This window comes from Rufibacter glacialis, assembly GCF_008271745.1.
In the GTDB taxonomy this organism is placed as follows: Bacteria; Bacteroidota; Bacteroidia; order Cytophagales; family Hymenobacteraceae; genus Nibribacter; species Nibribacter glacialis.
This window is the reverse complement of sequence record NZ_VKKZ01000021.1, coordinates 383,953-399,318: the sequence shown is the minus strand read 5'-3', so window position 1 is coordinate 399,318 and position 15,366 is coordinate 383,953. Positions and strand designations below refer to the sequence as shown.

Here is a 15,366-nt window from a genome sequence, read left to right as displayed (position 1 = left end):
GCCTAATTCTCACAAAACCATGCAAAAACGACTGATCGCGCTCCTGCTCTCGCTCCTGGCGGGCGCTGCCGCCTGGGCCGGAGACACACCCACGTATGCGGCCTTCACCATCAACCCTGCTCTCTCCAAAGGGGCTGATGCCGTGATCCGCACCGAGGAAACCACGTTCACGGTTCATTCTGCCAAGTCGGCTAGCCAAAAGATAAGGGCCGTGGTGACCGTGCTCAACGAAGACGGGAAAAAGCACGCACGCCTGGTGGTGCGCTATGACAAACTGGAGAAGGTAGACTTTATCAAAGGCACCGTCTATGACGCCATGGGCAAAAAAGCGGGCACGCTGAAAGCCTCAGACATCAAAGACTACAGTGACAACGGCGAAGGCACCCTCTTTGGCGACAACCGGGTAAAGGTGGCCGTCCTGGCCCATGTCGCTTACCCTTACACGGTGGAATATGAATACCAGACCACTACCAGCAACATGCTGTTCTACCCGTTCTGGTACCCAATCTCAGCGGAGAAAGTAGCGGTGGAACAGGCGTCTTTCCAGGTGAACATGCCTGCGGGGCTGGAACTGCGCTACAAAGAAGCGCATCTGCCTGAGCCGGGCAAGGTAGCCCAGGAAGGCAACCAGAAGGTGTACCGGTGGCAGGTGAAGGCGCTGGCTCCGGTAGAGGAAGAACCATACGGACCTGATCTGATAGACATGGTGCCGGCCGTGAAAACCGCGCCCACTGCTTTTGAGGTGGAAGGCTACGCCGGTACCATGCAATCCTGGCAAACCTTGGGCGAGTTTCACAACAAGCTCAACCAGGGCCGTGACCAGTTGCCTGAGCAGACCAAACAGCAGATCCTGGCCCTCACCAAAGACATCGCCAACCCAAAGGAGAAAATCAAGGCGGTGTACCAGTTCATGCAGAACAAGACACGGTACGTGTCTATTCAGTTAGGAATTGGCGGGTGGCAGCCATTTGAGGCCACCATGGTAGACAGCAAAGGCTACGGCGACTGCAAAGCCTTAAGCAACTACACCAAAGCCCTTCTGGACGTAGCCGGAATCCCCAGTCATTACGCCATCATCTATGGGGGGGCAGACAACCGGCCGGTTATGAAAGACTTTCCCAGCCGGCAGTTCAACCACGTGGTGTTGTGCGTGCCTATGGCCAAAGACACTGTCTGGCTGGAATGCACGAGCCAAACCGATGATGCGGGCTACACCGGTTCAAATACAGGAGATCGCTATTCCTTACTTGTGACTCCGGAAGGTGGGAAACTGGTGGCCACTCCGCGGTTCACGGCCTTAGACAATACCCAGAAACGGGCTGTGCAGGTGAAGCTCAATGCCCAGGGTGCGGCTACTGGTGAGGTGTTTACCCGTTTCACCGGCATCCAGCATGAGGGTCGCAGCCACATCATCCAAAGCTATAAGCCAGACGAACAGCTCAAATGGCTCTACCGGAACACGCAGATCCCGGCCTTTGAGATCAAAAACTACCAGCTGGAGAAAGTGAAAGACGAGCCGCAGGTCAAAGAGAAGCTGCAGCTCGTGCTGCCCAAGCTGGCCTCTGTGAGTGGGAAGCGCCTGTTCATCACGCCCAACCTCATGAACCGCTGGACTAGCGTGCCCGCCGTGAGCGCCAACCGCAAGCAGGATGTCATCTGGCCCATGTCTTTCCATGACGTAGACAGCGTGGAGTACGAGCTTCCGGCCGGGTACAAAGCGGAGAACATGCCCAAGCCCGTCAAGATCGCCTCAGCCTTTGGCGAGTACCAGGCCCAGGTGCAGATCCAGGGCACCAAACTGATCTATGTGCGCCAACTGACCATGCACAAAAGCAGGCACTCCGCTGAGAAATACATGGAACTGGTCAATTTCCTGAAGCAGGTGTCGCGGGCAGACCAGCAGCAGGTCGTATTGGCCGCCGAGACCACTTAACCAAAAGAGACTATTGCGCACAAGAGCCCGTCCGCAACACCCTTGCGGGCGGGTTCTTTCCTTATTTTCTATTTCCAGTCTGTTTTCCAGAGTTTATATGAAAACCAAAAAGCTTTTAACGCCTTGGCTAGCCCTGCTTTGGCTGGTGGTAGGCATGGCCACACCCAGTTACGCAGATGATCCTTTCAAGCTGGGCCAGCCTACGCCAGAGGAACTGAAGATGACCACCTACGCCCCGGATACCAGTGCCGCCGCCGTGGTGCTCTATGACCTGGGCGAGTCTTCGTTCCTGTTCACCAAGGGCACCCAGGTGCAGTTCAGGCGCATCGTCAGAATCAAGATTCTGAAAAAGAACGGCCTTGACCAAGCTGATTTCCTGGTGCCCTACTACCGCCAGGCCGATGGCAAAAAAGAAGAGGTGCTCAACGTGAAAGGCTTCACCTACAACTGGGAGAACGGACAAATGGTGAAGATGAAACTGGATGAAAAAGCCATCTTTGACGAAAAGCAGAATGCCAACTGGTACCTCAAGAAACTGACCATGCCCGGGGTGAAAGTAGGCTCGGTCATAGAACTGACCTATACCATCAAATCAGATTTCATCAAGTTGCTGCGCGAGTGGGAATTCCAGCAGACCATTCCGGTGAAGTGGAGCGAGTACCGGGTAGGCATGGTGCCCTTCTTTGAGTACAGCCAGGTCAAGTACGGGGTGCACCCGTTTCACATCAAAGATGCCAAAATTGAGCGAAAAACGGTGGCCGTCACCTGGCAAGATGATGTAGGCATCACCAAGATTGACCAAAGAGGCTCGCTCTCCATGTCGGTGGTGCAGTACCAGTGGGCCATGAAAGATGTGCCGGCCTTCACCCCTGAGCCGTACCTGTCCAACGCCAAAGACTATGTCTCTAAGCTGGAGTTTGAGCTTTCCAAGATCCAGTACCCAGACCAGGCGCCCAGGTTCACCAGCGGAGACTGGGAGAGCTTCACCAAAGAACTCCTGAAGGAAGAAGAATTCGGGGGGCAGCTGGCCAACCCCGCGTTCCTGAAGAAGATAGTAGCCGAGGCAGTGGCCGGCAAAACCGACTCGCTGGCCAAAATGAAGGCTGTGGTAGAGTACGTGAAAAACAACATGCGCTGGGACGGCAAGCACCGCATCTACACCGACAACCTGCGCAAAGCCTTTGACAACCGCCAGGGCTCTTCCTCAGAGGTGAACCTCCTGCTCACCGCTCTCCTGCGCGAGGCCGGCGTAGAAGCCAATCCTATGCTGGTGAGTACCCGCGACAACGGCCGGCCGCTGGAGAACTCGCCCATGATCAGCAAGTTTGACTATGTGATTGCCTGTGCCTCAGTGGGCGGCAAGAACTACCTGTTAGATGCCACCGAAAAAGACCTGCCCTTCGGGATGCTGCCCTTGCGCTGCCTGAACGGCAAAGGGTGGGTAGTGCAGGCCCCCGCCGGAAAATGGCTACCCCTCACAGGCGTAGAGAAGAACATGCAGATGGTGTCTGGGCGGCTCAAACTACAGCCCACCGGTGAGGTGACCGGCACCCTGACGGAGAACTTCCTGGGCGTGCCGGCTCTGCGCACCCGTTCCGCCATCAGGGCCAAGGGGCAGGAAACCTATATCAAAGACTTTGTGAACGCCGGGCCAGATTGGGTACGCCAGGGGGTGAAAATCCATAACCTGGACAATCTGCAAGAGTCCCTGAAGAAGGAATATGAGCTGAACCGGACCGGAGACGGGGCGGCCGCTGACCTCCTGTACCTCGCACCCATGCTCACGCACGGCCAGGGAGAAAACCCCTTCAAACTCACGGAACGCCAGTTTCCCATTGACTTCTCCACGCCGGTAGACGAGACCTACGTTTTTACCTATGACCTGCCCCAAGGCTATGCCCTGGAGGAGATGCCGCAATCGGCCAGTATCACCTTGCCGGGCAATGCCGCCAAATTCACTTACGTGGCGCAAATGGTGAACGGGCAATTGCAAGTCATCAGCAAACTCAACATCAGCAAAACCTTTTTCGAGCCTAGTGAGTACGCTAGCCTGCGTGAGTTCTACAGCCGTATGGTGGCCAAGCACGCTGAAAAGATAGTCCTGAAGAAAAAGAGCTAGCTCGCCTTTTGGGGTGGTTTGGCAGCAAGAGAAGGGGAAATGATTTTCCATTCCCAGACCTTCTCAAGAATCAGCTTTTTATATAGGAAGCCTTGCCTTACCGCAAGGCTTCTTCCGTAAAGAAGATACTGTCTTATGAGTTTCTAAAGTAAACGCTACCGGAGGAGGAAGAAAGAAAAGATGAGAGCACTGCCATTTCTGTTCTTTGTGCTAAGTGGGTTCCTGATGGCCTTGCAGAGTCTTGGTCAATCCAATAGACTCAACCACTGGTGGCAATACTCCGGCTCTTACTGGATCAATCCGCAGTGGGCGGTGACCGCACACCTGCAATACCGCAGCTACCAGCTCTTCAAAGACCCGCGGGTGGGCTATGTAGGGGGAGAGGTGCAACATGCCTTCAAGGATGTCCCCATCTCGCTGGGGGCAGGATACGCCCACCTCTTCAACCGCAACTACGTTACCGAAGAAGAAACAGAGCTTACCCATGAAAACCGCCTCTACCAGAACCTCACCCTGCGGGGGAGCGTGGGCGGCGTGGGCATCTCGCACCGCTACCAGGTAGAGGAGCGCTGGCTCCGGCAAGGCTACCATACCCGGCTCCGGTACCAGCTGGCGCTCCGCATCCCGCTGGGCCCTAAAGAGCAGGAGGAGCGCCCCTGGTACGGCATCCTCCGGAATGAGGTGCGGGTGATTATCCGGGACCAGCCTTTTGACTCTAACCGGGTCTATGGCGGCCTGGGCTACACATTCAACAAGCACTTTACTCTGGAAGGGATGTGGATGTCTCAGCTAGTGGGCCGCGGTGGCAACCACGTCCACTTTACCATGTTCGTGCTGCGCCATGACTTTGGGCGGATGGAGTAGAGGGAGTCATTGAGAGAAGATCAGTTTTAGCCCTGTTTCCCTAAAAACAGCCTAGGAACGCGCCGGTGAGAAAGCAGAAAGCCCGTTGCTCCTGAAGAACAACGAGCTTTTTGTCGGAATGGCAGGATTCGAACCTGCGACCTCCAGCACCCCATGCTGGCGCGATACCAGGCTACGCTACATCCCGATGGTTACTAGTATCTGCTGCAAAGTAAACAAAAAAACAAATGGTGCGAAAGAGGGGCGCCGTTTCTTCTAAAGAATTTGTGCCGGTTTCTTCTGTTAAGGGTCTGGTTTTCTAAAAACAGGCCAGAAATGCCGCTCTGCTACTGTTGGCAAGCAGATGATAGCCGCAAGAGTAAGTCCCTGATCTGGCTGGTGTTTTTATTAAGAGGGAAAAACGCCGAAGTGGATTCAAAGGTATGGTTTAATTCCTGATACCCCGGGTCGGTTACTCCTACCTGAAAATCACTTAAACTAAGTTTTTGGATTTGATACGGCGCAGCTTGCCGCATGACAGTCACGGTAGCTGGATAGAGATCATTTGAAAGAGAAAGCGAACGTTCGGCCTGTACATCAACTGTGAGCCCGGCTAGGTTTACTTTGTATATTTTGGACGAGACCACGTGCGTGCGTCTTAGATTTTCCGTGACCTGGTAGGTAAGCAGGCATTGGTCCACCTCTATATAACCTACCCGGTACACAGTATTATAGATACCCACCGCTCCCTGGTCAGTGAGGGCAGTCACCAACTGGTTTATAAGATCTTGGATGTTTTCCTTTTGGGTCTGTGCTTGTAAGTGGTTTTGTGCTTGTGAGGGTAACAGCGGGAGCAGGCTGAATACCAGCAGGAGGAGGCTTGAGGTGGCTCTTTTGATCATGTCCAGAGGAAGTTGACGCCTCAAGTTACTCTAAAACCACGTAGGTATTGTTGCCCAACTGGTGAATGAAAGCCTATCTGTTAAGGGCCCGTATTTCTAAAAACAGGCCCTAAACAGGGCTAATCAATGTCCTCGGTCTGCAATTGACGCTCATAGAGGGCACGGTACAGTCCATCGGTCTCCAGCATGAGCTCTTCATGGCTCCCGTGCTGCACCACCACGCCGTCGTCCAGCACCAGAATGCGGTTGGCCAGTTTCACCGAGCTCACGCGGTGCGAGATGATGATGGAGGTGCGGTTGGCCATCACGCGCTGCAGGCTGTTGAGAATGGCGTTCTCCGTCTTGGTGTCTACCGCCGAAAGAGAATCATCCAGGATCAGGATCTTAGGCTCCCGGGCCAGAGCGCGGGCAATGGACACGCGCTGCTTCTGCCCGCCGGAGAGGGTGATGCCCCGTTCGCCCAACACCGTGTCAAACTGCTGCGGGAACCGCATGATGTTCTCATAGACATCGGCGTCTTTGGCAGCCTGCAACATCTTCTCCTCAGGCAGGGAGTCTACCCCAAACCCAATGTTGTTCCGGATAGAGTCTGAGAACAGGAACACGTCTTGCGGTACGTACCCGATCTGGCTGCGCAGGCTGGTGAGGCTGTAGTCTCTGATGTCTACCCCATCAATAAGGATTCGGCCGCCGGTGGCGTCATACAAACGGCAGATGAGGGCCGCAATGGTGCTTTTACCCGAGCCGGTGTTACCGATCACAGCCAGTGTGTCACCGGGGTTGATCTGGAAAGACAGCTTCTTGAGGGAGTGGATGCCCGTGTCTGGGTACACAAAATCCACCTCGTCAAAGACAATGGCGCCCTTGATCTCTTTCTCCAGGTTCTTCCGGGAGACGATGTCGGTTTTGGTGTTCAGGAACTCGTTGATCCGCTGCTGCGAGGCCGCCGCCCGCTGTACCAGGGAGGTAGTCCAGCCCAGGGCCGTCACCGGCCAGGTGAGCATGTTCACGTAGATCAGGAACTCGGCAATGACCCCGGGCGTGATGCTGCCGTTGATCACTTCCTTGCCGCCGTACCACACCGTGATGATGGTACTCAGGCCAATCAGGAACAGGATAAGCGGGAAAAAGAGCGAATTCACGAAGTTCAGCTCCAGTGACTTGTTGCGGTAGGTGTCAGAGGCGGTGGTGAAGTTGGCATGTGAGTCCTGCTCCCGCACAAAGGACTTGAGTACCCTGATACCCGAGAACGCCTCCTGCACAAACGTGGTAATGCCGCTCAGGCTTTTCTGGATCTCGTCACTCTTGCGCTCAATGATGTTGTTCACGTAGTAAATGCTCACTGAGAGAATGGGCAGCGGCATGAGCGTGTAGAGGGTCAGTTCCACGTTCACTGAGAGCATGTACGGGATCACCATCAGGAAGAGCACCAGCAAGTTGACCCCGTACATGATGGCCGGGCCCAGGTACATGCGCACGCGGCTCACATCCTCAGAGATGCGGGCCATGAGGTCACCGGTGTTGTTGCGGCGGTAGAAGGAGAGGGGCAGGGTCTGGTAGTGGGCGTAGATCTCGTTCTTGAGGTCGTTCTCAATGAGGCGGCTCATGACAATGATGGTCTGGCGCATGAAGAACAGGAAAATGCCGCGCAGCAGGGCCATGAGCACGATCACGCCGCCATAGAACAAGGTGCTGCGGGCGAAGGAGTCATACACGCGCTCCTGCTGGGAAAACCCCTCGTGCAGTTGGTACATGGTGATGCCCTCGCGCACCAGGTCAAAGGCGTGGCGCACCACCTGGGCGGGGATAATGGCGAAGATGTTGGAGACGATCACAAACACAATTCCCCAGAAAAAGCGGAATTTATATTTGAGCAGATATTTATTTAAATATTTAAGTGATTTCACGGGCTGCGTTTAAAGAAAATACGTACTAACACTTGTTAGGATTTCCTTGGTCTTCAAAAATATAAATCTAATTTTGCATCAAAATTACCAATAAGCTTCCCCAATATCTAACAAAGCCCAGTTGGTATTCAAGGTAAACAAATCATGATGGAAGTTAAAGAACTACTTACAGAGCAGGAGTCTTCTGTTTTCAGCCAAATAAGCGAATATCAGCACGAGCAGGTTGTTTTCTGCCACGACCAGGAAACCGGCCTGAAAGCGATCATTGGCGTGCACAACACCGTTTTGGGCCCGGCTCTGGGCGGTACCCGTATGTGGACATACGCAAGTGAGGCCGAAGCGCTGCGCGATGTGCTGCGTCTTTCACGCGGTATGACCTTCAAATCTGCCATCTCAGGCCTGAACCTGGGCGGCGGAAAGGCCGTGATCATAGGCGATTCCAAGAAAGACAAGACCGAGGCCATGATGCGCAAGTTCGGGCGGTTCGTGAATAACCTGAACGGCAAGTACATCACCGCCGAGGACATGGGCATGACCACCCAGGACATGGCCTACATTGGCATGGAAACCAAACACGTAGCCGGTCTGCCAGAGTCGCAGGGCGGCAGCGGTGACCCATCACCGGTAACGGCGTATGGCACGTACATGGGCATGAAAGCCGCTGCTAAAAAAGCGTGGGGGAATGACAGCCTGGCCGGCAAGAAAATCTCTGTGCAAGGCGCTGGTCACGTAGGCGGTTACCTCATTGACTACCTCACCAAAGAAAATGCCCAGTTGTTCATCACGGATATTGACCAGGAGCGTTTAAAGCGTATTTCTGCCAATACCGGCGCCACCGTGGTAGGCTTAGACGAGATCTATGACCTGGATGTGGACATCTATTCCCCGTGCGCCATGGGAGCCACCATCAATGATGATACCCTTAGCCGCTTGAAGTGCCAGGTGATTGCCGGTTGCGCCAACAACCAGCTCAAGAACGAGGAAATCCACGGCCCCGCCCTGGTGGAACAGGGAATCATTTACGCCCCAGACTTCCTCATCAATGCCGGCGGTATCATCAACGTGTACTCAGAAGTGAAGAAGCTGAACCGCGAGTGGGCCATGCAGCAGACCGAGCAGATCTACAACACCACGTTGAACATCTTCGCCAAAGCAGAGGCCGACAACACCCACACGCAGAAAGCCGCCACCCAATTAGCGCAGAAGCGTATTGATGACATGGCTAAAATCAAGCAAACCTATTAATCCCCTTCCCCCCAAAGGAACAAGGGCAGTGAATGCGTTGTCGGTCTGGTTCTTCGGAGCTGGGCCGGGAACGCATTCTCGTTTTAGGGTATTTTCTATTTAGGGATTTCCTCTGGTAAGGAATCTTCTCTGGTAGCATACCTCCTCTGATGCGGGTCCTGCTCTGGTGCGATATTTCCTCTGGCGCGAGTCCTCCTCTGCTGCATATTTTTCTGGCGCATTGTTCGCTCTGGCGCGAGTCTCCAGACTCGTGCCTCCAGATGATGGGGAGTCTCCTGACTCCCTTCGCTGCGTCAGCAGCGAAACCATGCATGGCTTACTCCATGACCGCTTTCACAACCCACCCGTCTGAGCGCCCTCCTACAGCTCAGGATAGGGCTGATTCATTCACCAATAAACATGGTTCAAGTTTTCAACTTGGACCTAAAATGATCGGAAGTTTTAAACTTCCGTGAGGCGAAAGCCCTAAACCGAATTTGGCTAACGTAACATCAAGCAAACTCGGGAATGAATCAACCCTGCGGTAAAAGGAGGCTTGTCATTACAACCTTGTCCGCTCAAAAGACCTCGTAGTGTGCGGAGCTCCTACGAGTGTCTATGGTCCTTCCTTCCAATCACAGGAAGCCAATTCGTGCATAGAAGAGCAGAACCCAACCCCCAGCCATCTGCGGAACAAAATACCTGCCGGTGGTTCCCGGCGAGTCTGGAGACTCGTTTCATCCTTGGGCACGAGACCATAGTCTCGCGCCAGTTGGTCAGTGTCCGCCAGGGAGCAAAAGGCAAAAGGGAACGGTGTAGGAGTGCCCCGGATTTTCTCTGCTGTTTTCCGCAAAACAGGCTCTAAACACAAGTCGTTTCCTGCCAACGCTGGCGTAGTTGGGACGCTTTGGAACTGGAAATTAAAAAGAAGGACCGTTTGTTTCTTCCTCTACAAGTTCGGACCTTTGCGGCTGAATAGGGGGTAAGGCCGTACAGCCTGTAACGCCGCCGCTTCAAACGCCAACTTTTACCGTATTTTTCACGTTCACCACGTTCTTTCCTTATTATCATGCTCAACCGCAGAATACTCCGAATCAAAGCGATGCAAGCCATCTATGCCTACGTGCAGGCAGAAGGGTCAGACTACCAGTTGGCCCTGGATTTGATTGCGGACAGATTCGCCCCAGACCTGATGGCCATTGAGGCCCAGGACCGCAGAAAGCTGGAAGGGCAGAAGCAGATTGCCAGTCTGCTGTTCAAAGAGTGGTACAAAACCCGCAAATTTGACACCGAGGAAAAAGATCGGGAGATCTTAGACGCCACCCAGGCGGCCGTGAACTTCTACCAGAACTCCCTCAAGAAAGACTTAAAATTCTTCGGGAACCAGATGCTGGCCGCCGCTGAGGAAATCTATGACCGGTACCTGCTTACGCTGTTGGTAGCCCAGGAACTGTTGCACCAGATTGACAGCGAAGAGCAGAAAGCCGCCACCCGGTTTACAGAGCGGAAAGACGTGAACCTGCGCAAACTGCTAGAGAACAAAGCCTTGCAGAAACTGCTGGCCAACAAGTTCCTGGAGCAGCGCGTGATCCGCAGAAACCTGAGCTGGGCCGGAGACATGGAGGTGATCCAGAAGATCTACCGCAACAACCTCAAGAAAGACGAGGAAGTGCTGGCCTATCTGGAACTAGTAGAGCCTACCTATGAGCAAGACCATGAATTGCTCAAACATATCTTCAAAAACGTTATCTTTAAGGACGAGAACCTGCAGACCCTGTTTGAGGAGAAAGACCTGAACTGGGTAGAGAACAAGTCTGTGGTGAAGAACCTGGTGAACAAGTCCATCAAGATGCTGGAGGAGAACACCGATGAGCACCTGGCCCTGTTAGATCTGTCTGCCAGCTGGGATGACGACAAGGCGTTCTTTGAGGAACTCTATTACGAGACCCTGAAAGACGACGAGAAATACGAGGTCATGATCGCCGAAAGCGTGCAGAACTGGGACGTGGAGCGGGTAGCCCTCATGGACAAGATCATCCTGAAGATGGCTCTCTGCGAGATGCACATTTTCAGAAGCATTCCCGTGAAGGTGTCTATCAATGAGTACATTGACATCTCCAAGGTGTACAGCACGCCCAAAAGCAAGCAGTTCATCAACGGGGTGTTAGACAAGTTGTCGCAGGATCTGATCGCGAGCGGTGCCATCCGGAAATCTGGTAGAGGGTTGCTGGACAACAAATAATCCCGGCAGGTTTTCGTTCGTATGAGTAAGAAGGGCTATCAGTGCCCCGGTTTCAGGCGTGTTTTTATGAAACTACCCCTGAAACAGAAACTGACAGAAGAAGCCCTGGCACCGTAAGCGCCGCGGCTTTTCCTGAGTACCGATGCAGAAGGCCCGGGAGAACGTCTTGCGCCTGCCATCTTGCTACTTGTGTCTTATATACTTATCACAACCTAAAACTATGGGCAAAAAAACCAATGCTATCCTTGCCTTTTCCACCGGTATCGCCACAGGTGCGGTGCTGGGTATTTTGTTTGCGCCGGAGAAAGGCCGGGAAACCCGTGACAAACTGAGCTTTCAATTAGAGAAATACCGCGCCAGACTTTTGGAGCTTTCCAATGACCTGATTGCTGGAAGAGAAGAGCAAGGTTCTGCCGCCAAAACCGAAGGGCAGCGCGTCATCAAAGATGCCCGTGACAAGGCGGAGCGTCTGCTGATGGACGTAGATACGCTTATTAACGAAATAAACAGTAAGAAGGAAATATAAGCCCCTTGACCATGACAACCGTTACCCTTATTCCCGGCGACGGGATAGGTCCTGAGATCACAGAAGCCGTGAAGGCGATCTTTGCAGCCGCACAAGTGCCCCTTACCTGGGAAGAAGAAAACGCCGGACAAACCACGTTTGACGCCATGGGGGAGTTGATTCCCCAACGCCTTATTGACTCTTTAGAACGAAACAAAATCGCACTGAAAGGCCCCATCACCACCCCGGTGGGCAAGGGCTTCAAGAGCGTCAACGTGCAGCTGCGCCAGAAATTCGATCTGTATTCCAATGTGCGCCCGGCCAAGACCACGGCAGGCGTGAAAACCCGCTTTGAGAACGTAGACCTGGTGCTGTTCCGCGAGAACACCGAAGGGTTGTACGCCGGCCTGGAGACGTTTGACGAGCGCCTAGGTATCTCTGACTCCATTGCCCGGGTGACCGTGCAGGGTTCTTACAAAATCATCAGAGCCGCGTTCCAGTTCGCAGAGAAACACAACCGCAAGAAGGTGACGGTGGCCCATAAAGCCAACATCCTGAAATCAGCGGGCCGTATTTTCCTGGAAGCCGCCGCGCAGGTGTCTAAGGAATTCCCCAACGTGGTGTGGGATGACAAGATCATTGACAACATGTGCATGCAGCTGGTGAGCAAGCCAGAGCAGTTTGACGTGGTGGTGACCACCAACCTGTTCGGGGATATCCTCTCTGACCTGTGCGCCGGTTTAGTAGGCGGTCTAGGCGTAGTGGCCGGTGCCAATATTGGGGATGACATGGCCATCTTTGAAGCCGTGCACGGCTCGGCCCCAGACATTGCGGGCCAAGGATTGGCGAACCCCACCGCTTTGCTGCGCTCTGCCTTGATGATGCTGGAGCACATGGGCTTGCACGACAAGGCCAGGCAGATTGAAAACGCCCTGGAGAAGACCCTGCTGGATAAAAACTGCTGCACCCGTGACCTGGGAGGCACCGCCTCTACCTCAGAATTTGCCCAGCATATCATTTCTAATTTGTAACTTGTCCTATTCTTACGTAGGTAACCCCTTATGAAAAAGCAATTTGTAATCGCATTGCTCCTGGCAGGTGGTCTCTGGACTATCAGCTGCGAGAAAAAAGCCTCCACCGAAGAAACCGCTACCGTAACGGCGCAGAATGCTTCTGAAGGAAGTGCCATAGCCGCCAACGATCCGGCCACCAACCCTAATGTAGCCGGCCAGGAAGAAGTGAACCCCACCGGCCCTAAGCCAGCCATGACCTTCAAGGAAACCGAGTTTGATTTCGGCGACATCAAGCAGGACAAAAAGGTAACCCACACGTTCACCTTCACCAACACCGGGCAGGCCCCGCTGGTGATTGAGAGCGCGACCGCCACCTGTGGCTGTACCGTGCCAGAGTGGCCCAAGGAGCCTATTGCCCCCGGCAAAACCGGCACCATAAAGGTGGAGTATGACCCGGCCGGCAGATCTGGCCAGCAGTCCAAGCAAATCACCATCACGGCTAATACTGACCCGCAGGTTAACCAGTTGACCATCAAAACCAACGTCATCGGCGCAGTGCCCCAGGCAGGAGCCAACGGACCTGTACGTTTATAATCTAAGAACCCTTTATGCTAACCATCTTATTGCAAGCCACCCCAGAAGGGGCCAACCTGTATTCCAACTTCCTGTTCATTGGATTGATCATTCTGGTGTTCTACTTTTTCATGGTGCGCCCGCAGCAGAAAAAAGCCAAAGACCAGAAGAAGTTCCGTGAAGAGCTGAAGCGGGGCATGAACGTGGTCACCATTGGGGGGCTGCACGGCCGCCTGCTCAGCATTGATGATGATACCGTCTGGATTGAGGTTGACAAAGGCATCAAGCTGAAATTTGACAAAGTAGCCATTGCCGTGGAAGCTACCTCGCGGGTGAACGCCAACACAGAACCTACTAACGCGTAAACCGCCCTTGCCATTCAACAGAACAAAGCACGCCCTCCTCTGGTTACTGAGGCCTTTTTCGCCCAAGCAGAAACAGTACTGGAGGGTGGTGTTGCTTTGTTTTTTGACGGCGGCTACTTTCTGGCTCCTGAACGCCCTGAACAAGAGCTATACCACGCAGGTTTCTTACCCCATCCAATTCAAATATGACCCCAAAGCGCTGTTGCCGGTAAAGCCCTTGCCGGAAGAGGTGGTCATCAACGTGACCGGGAAAGGATGGAAGCTGCTTAGGAAGAGCCTGATGTTCAATGTAAAGCCAGCCGAGATCACTTTCCGGAACCTGCCCACTATTAAACGGTTGCCGGGGCATGTGCTGCGGCCGGCCATCTCTAACGTGTTAGACGGCCTGAACCTGAACTTCGTGGTTACCGACACCATCAGCTTTGACTTTGACCAACTGGTGACCCGCAGGTTCCCGTTGGCCATTGATACCACACAAATAAACGTTGCCCCGGGCCACGCCTTCACGGGGGCAGTCAAGATACGGCCAGATTCGGTGACCTTTACCGGGCCTAAACTGATCCTGGACCAATTCCCCAACCCTTTCCTGTTATCCCCGCCTGACCAAAGCCTGACGGCCCCTTTCAAAGGAGAGGTGCTGCTTATCCATGACTTCACTTCTTTGGTGAAGGCAGACGTGAGCGAGGCAGAAGTGGAGTTCAAAGTCACCGCCCTGGAGCGGAAGGAGATACCCATGCAGCCCATTCTGCAGAACTTCCCCGCCGGATACCGGTTAAAGCTGGTGAACGGGCCTGTGGTGCTCCAGTATTCGTACCTGCCCCAGAACCGTGACCTGCTCCAGCCCGACCTGTTCCAGGTGGCCCTGGATTTCCTGAAATTCAATTCAGCAGATTCCACCATTGTGCCTACGGTGCTGCAGAAGTCGCCCCATACCAGACAGGTGGCGGTGCTGCCCGGCAAGGTGAAGATCTCCCTGGCTCCCCAATAACATATGCTCAAAATAGGGATCACCGGCGGAATTGGATCTGGCAAAAGCATTGTCTGCAAATGCTTCCAACTGCTAGGCGTGCCCGTGTATGACTCTGACAGCCGCGCCAAGTGGGTGATGAACCATGATCCAGAACTACGGGCCCAGCTCATCACGGCGTTCGGGCTGGAGACGTTTGATGCCCAGCAGCACCTGAACCGCACCTACCTCAGCCAGAAAGTGTTCCACAACGCCCAAGAACTGGCCAAACTCAACGGCCTGGTGCACCCGCAGGTACGCAAAGACTTTTACCAATGGGTGGCGCAGCAACAGACCCCTTATATCTTGAAAGAGGCAGCCCTCATGTTTGAGTCTTCAGCCTATACCCAGGTAGACCACGTGCTCACCGTCTCTGCTCCCCAAGCCCTGCGCCAGACCCGCACCCTGCAACGCGACCCTCACCGCACCCCTGCCGAGGTGGAGGCCATCATGGCCAAGCAACTGCCCGAAGAAGAGCGAGTGCACCGGTCCCAGTTCGTTTTGTACAACGATGATGCCCAGTTGGTGCTGCCCCAGGTGGTAAAACTGCATGAGACTTTCCTGAGGTTGGCTTCAGAGAAAGACGCTTCTTAACGTTTCTGGCTTACTTTTTCAGAACATTCCTTTTAGGAGATTTTTTCCACATTACTCTCTTTCCAGCCCTTTAAAAAGTGCTGAGCGAGGAAAGACGGCTTTGTTTTAGCGGTGGTTTCGGGAAAATAGGCTTGAAACGA

At 53.9% G+C, this 15,366-nt stretch carries 13 protein-coding genes and 1 tRNA gene; 11 read left to right on the top strand and 3 right to left on the bottom strand.

All coding sequences use genetic code 11. From position 1 onward, the window contains the following. Positions 1–19 precede the first annotated feature (19 nt). The 3 genes from FOE74_RS13365 to FOE74_RS13355 all read left to right on the top strand — a co-directional run bounded on the left by FOE74_RS13365 (position 20) and on the right by FOE74_RS13355 (position 4,916). Complete coding sequence (locus FOE74_RS13365) at positions 20–1,933, top strand: DUF3857 domain-containing protein (protein ID WP_149099114.1); 1,914 nt, start codon at positions 20–22, stop codon at positions 1,931–1,933. Between the two features lie 97 nt (positions 1,934–2,030). Further along, complete coding sequence (locus FOE74_RS13360; protein ID WP_149099113.1) at positions 2,031–4,052, top strand: transglutaminase domain-containing protein; 2,022 nt, start codon at positions 2,031–2,033, stop codon at positions 4,050–4,052. A gap of 180 nt (positions 4,053–4,232) precedes the next feature. Then, positions 4,233–4,916, top strand: a complete 684-nt coding sequence (locus tag FOE74_RS13355; protein ID WP_149099112.1) for a DUF2490 domain-containing protein — start codon at positions 4,233–4,235, stop codon at positions 4,914–4,916. A 113-nt stretch (positions 4,917–5,029) separates the two neighbouring features. On the opposite strand, the gene FOE74_RS13350 is transcribed toward FOE74_RS13355, so the two are convergent. The 3 genes from FOE74_RS13350 to FOE74_RS13340 all read right to left on the bottom strand — a co-directional run bounded on the left by FOE74_RS13350 (position 5,030) and on the right by FOE74_RS13340 (position 7,704). Continuing rightward, positions 5,030–5,103 (bottom strand) — tRNA-Pro (locus FOE74_RS13350). A 139-nt stretch (positions 5,104–5,242) separates the two neighbouring features. After that, positions 5,243–5,797 carry a hypothetical protein gene (locus FOE74_RS13345; protein WP_149099111.1) on the bottom strand — a complete coding sequence of 185 codons (555 nt, stop codon included), beginning with the start codon at positions 5,795–5,797 and terminating at the stop codon, positions 5,243–5,245. Between the two features lie 119 nt (positions 5,798–5,916). Continuing rightward, on the bottom strand, positions 5,917–7,704 hold the full coding sequence (locus tag FOE74_RS13340; RefSeq protein ID WP_149099110.1) for an ABC transporter ATP-binding protein: 1,788 nt from the start codon (positions 7,702–7,704) through the stop codon (positions 5,917–5,919). 144 nt (positions 7,705–7,848) lie between these two features. On the opposite strand from FOE74_RS13340, the gene FOE74_RS13335 reads away from it, so the two are divergent. From FOE74_RS13335 to coaE, 8 genes are all read left to right on the top strand, one after another. Further along, positions 7,849–8,949, top strand: coding sequence for a Glu/Leu/Phe/Val dehydrogenase dimerization domain-containing protein (locus FOE74_RS13335; protein WP_149099109.1), 1,101 nt, complete (start codon positions 7,849–7,851; stop codon positions 8,947–8,949). 1,081 nt (positions 8,950–10,030) lie between these two features. Beyond that, the gene (gene nusB, locus FOE74_RS13330; protein WP_225840807.1) at positions 10,031–11,170 is read left to right on the top strand and encodes a transcription antitermination factor NusB; all 1,140 of its coding nucleotides are present in this window, start codon (positions 10,031–10,033) and stop codon (positions 11,168–11,170) included. Between the two features lie 220 nt (positions 11,171–11,390). Next, the gene (locus tag FOE74_RS13325) at positions 11,391–11,696 is read left to right on the top strand and encodes a YtxH domain-containing protein (RefSeq protein ID WP_149099107.1); all 306 of its coding nucleotides are present in this window, start codon (positions 11,391–11,393) and stop codon (positions 11,694–11,696) included. 11 nt (positions 11,697–11,707) lie between these two features. Further along, positions 11,708–12,706, top strand: coding sequence for an isocitrate/isopropylmalate dehydrogenase family protein (locus FOE74_RS13320; protein WP_149099106.1), 999 nt, complete (start codon positions 11,708–11,710; stop codon positions 12,704–12,706). A gap of 30 nt (positions 12,707–12,736) precedes the next feature. Then, the gene (locus FOE74_RS13315) at positions 12,737–13,282 is read left to right on the top strand and encodes a DUF1573 domain-containing protein (RefSeq protein WP_149099105.1); all 546 of its coding nucleotides are present in this window, start codon (positions 12,737–12,739) and stop codon (positions 13,280–13,282) included. 14 nt (positions 13,283–13,296) lie between these two features. After that, a complete protein-coding gene (yajC, locus tag FOE74_RS13310; RefSeq protein ID WP_149099104.1) occupies positions 13,297–13,626 on the top strand; it encodes a preprotein translocase subunit YajC in 330 nt (109 codons plus the stop codon). A 7-nt stretch (positions 13,627–13,633) separates the two neighbouring features. Next, on the top strand, positions 13,634–14,614 hold the full coding sequence (locus FOE74_RS13305; protein ID WP_149099103.1) for a YbbR-like domain-containing protein: 981 nt from the start codon (positions 13,634–13,636) through the stop codon (positions 14,612–14,614). A 3-nt stretch (positions 14,615–14,617) separates the two neighbouring features. After that, complete coding sequence (coaE, locus tag FOE74_RS13300) at positions 14,618–15,226, top strand: dephospho-CoA kinase (protein ID WP_149099102.1); 609 nt, start codon at positions 14,618–14,620, stop codon at positions 15,224–15,226. Positions 15,227–15,366: the final 140 nt, after the last annotated feature.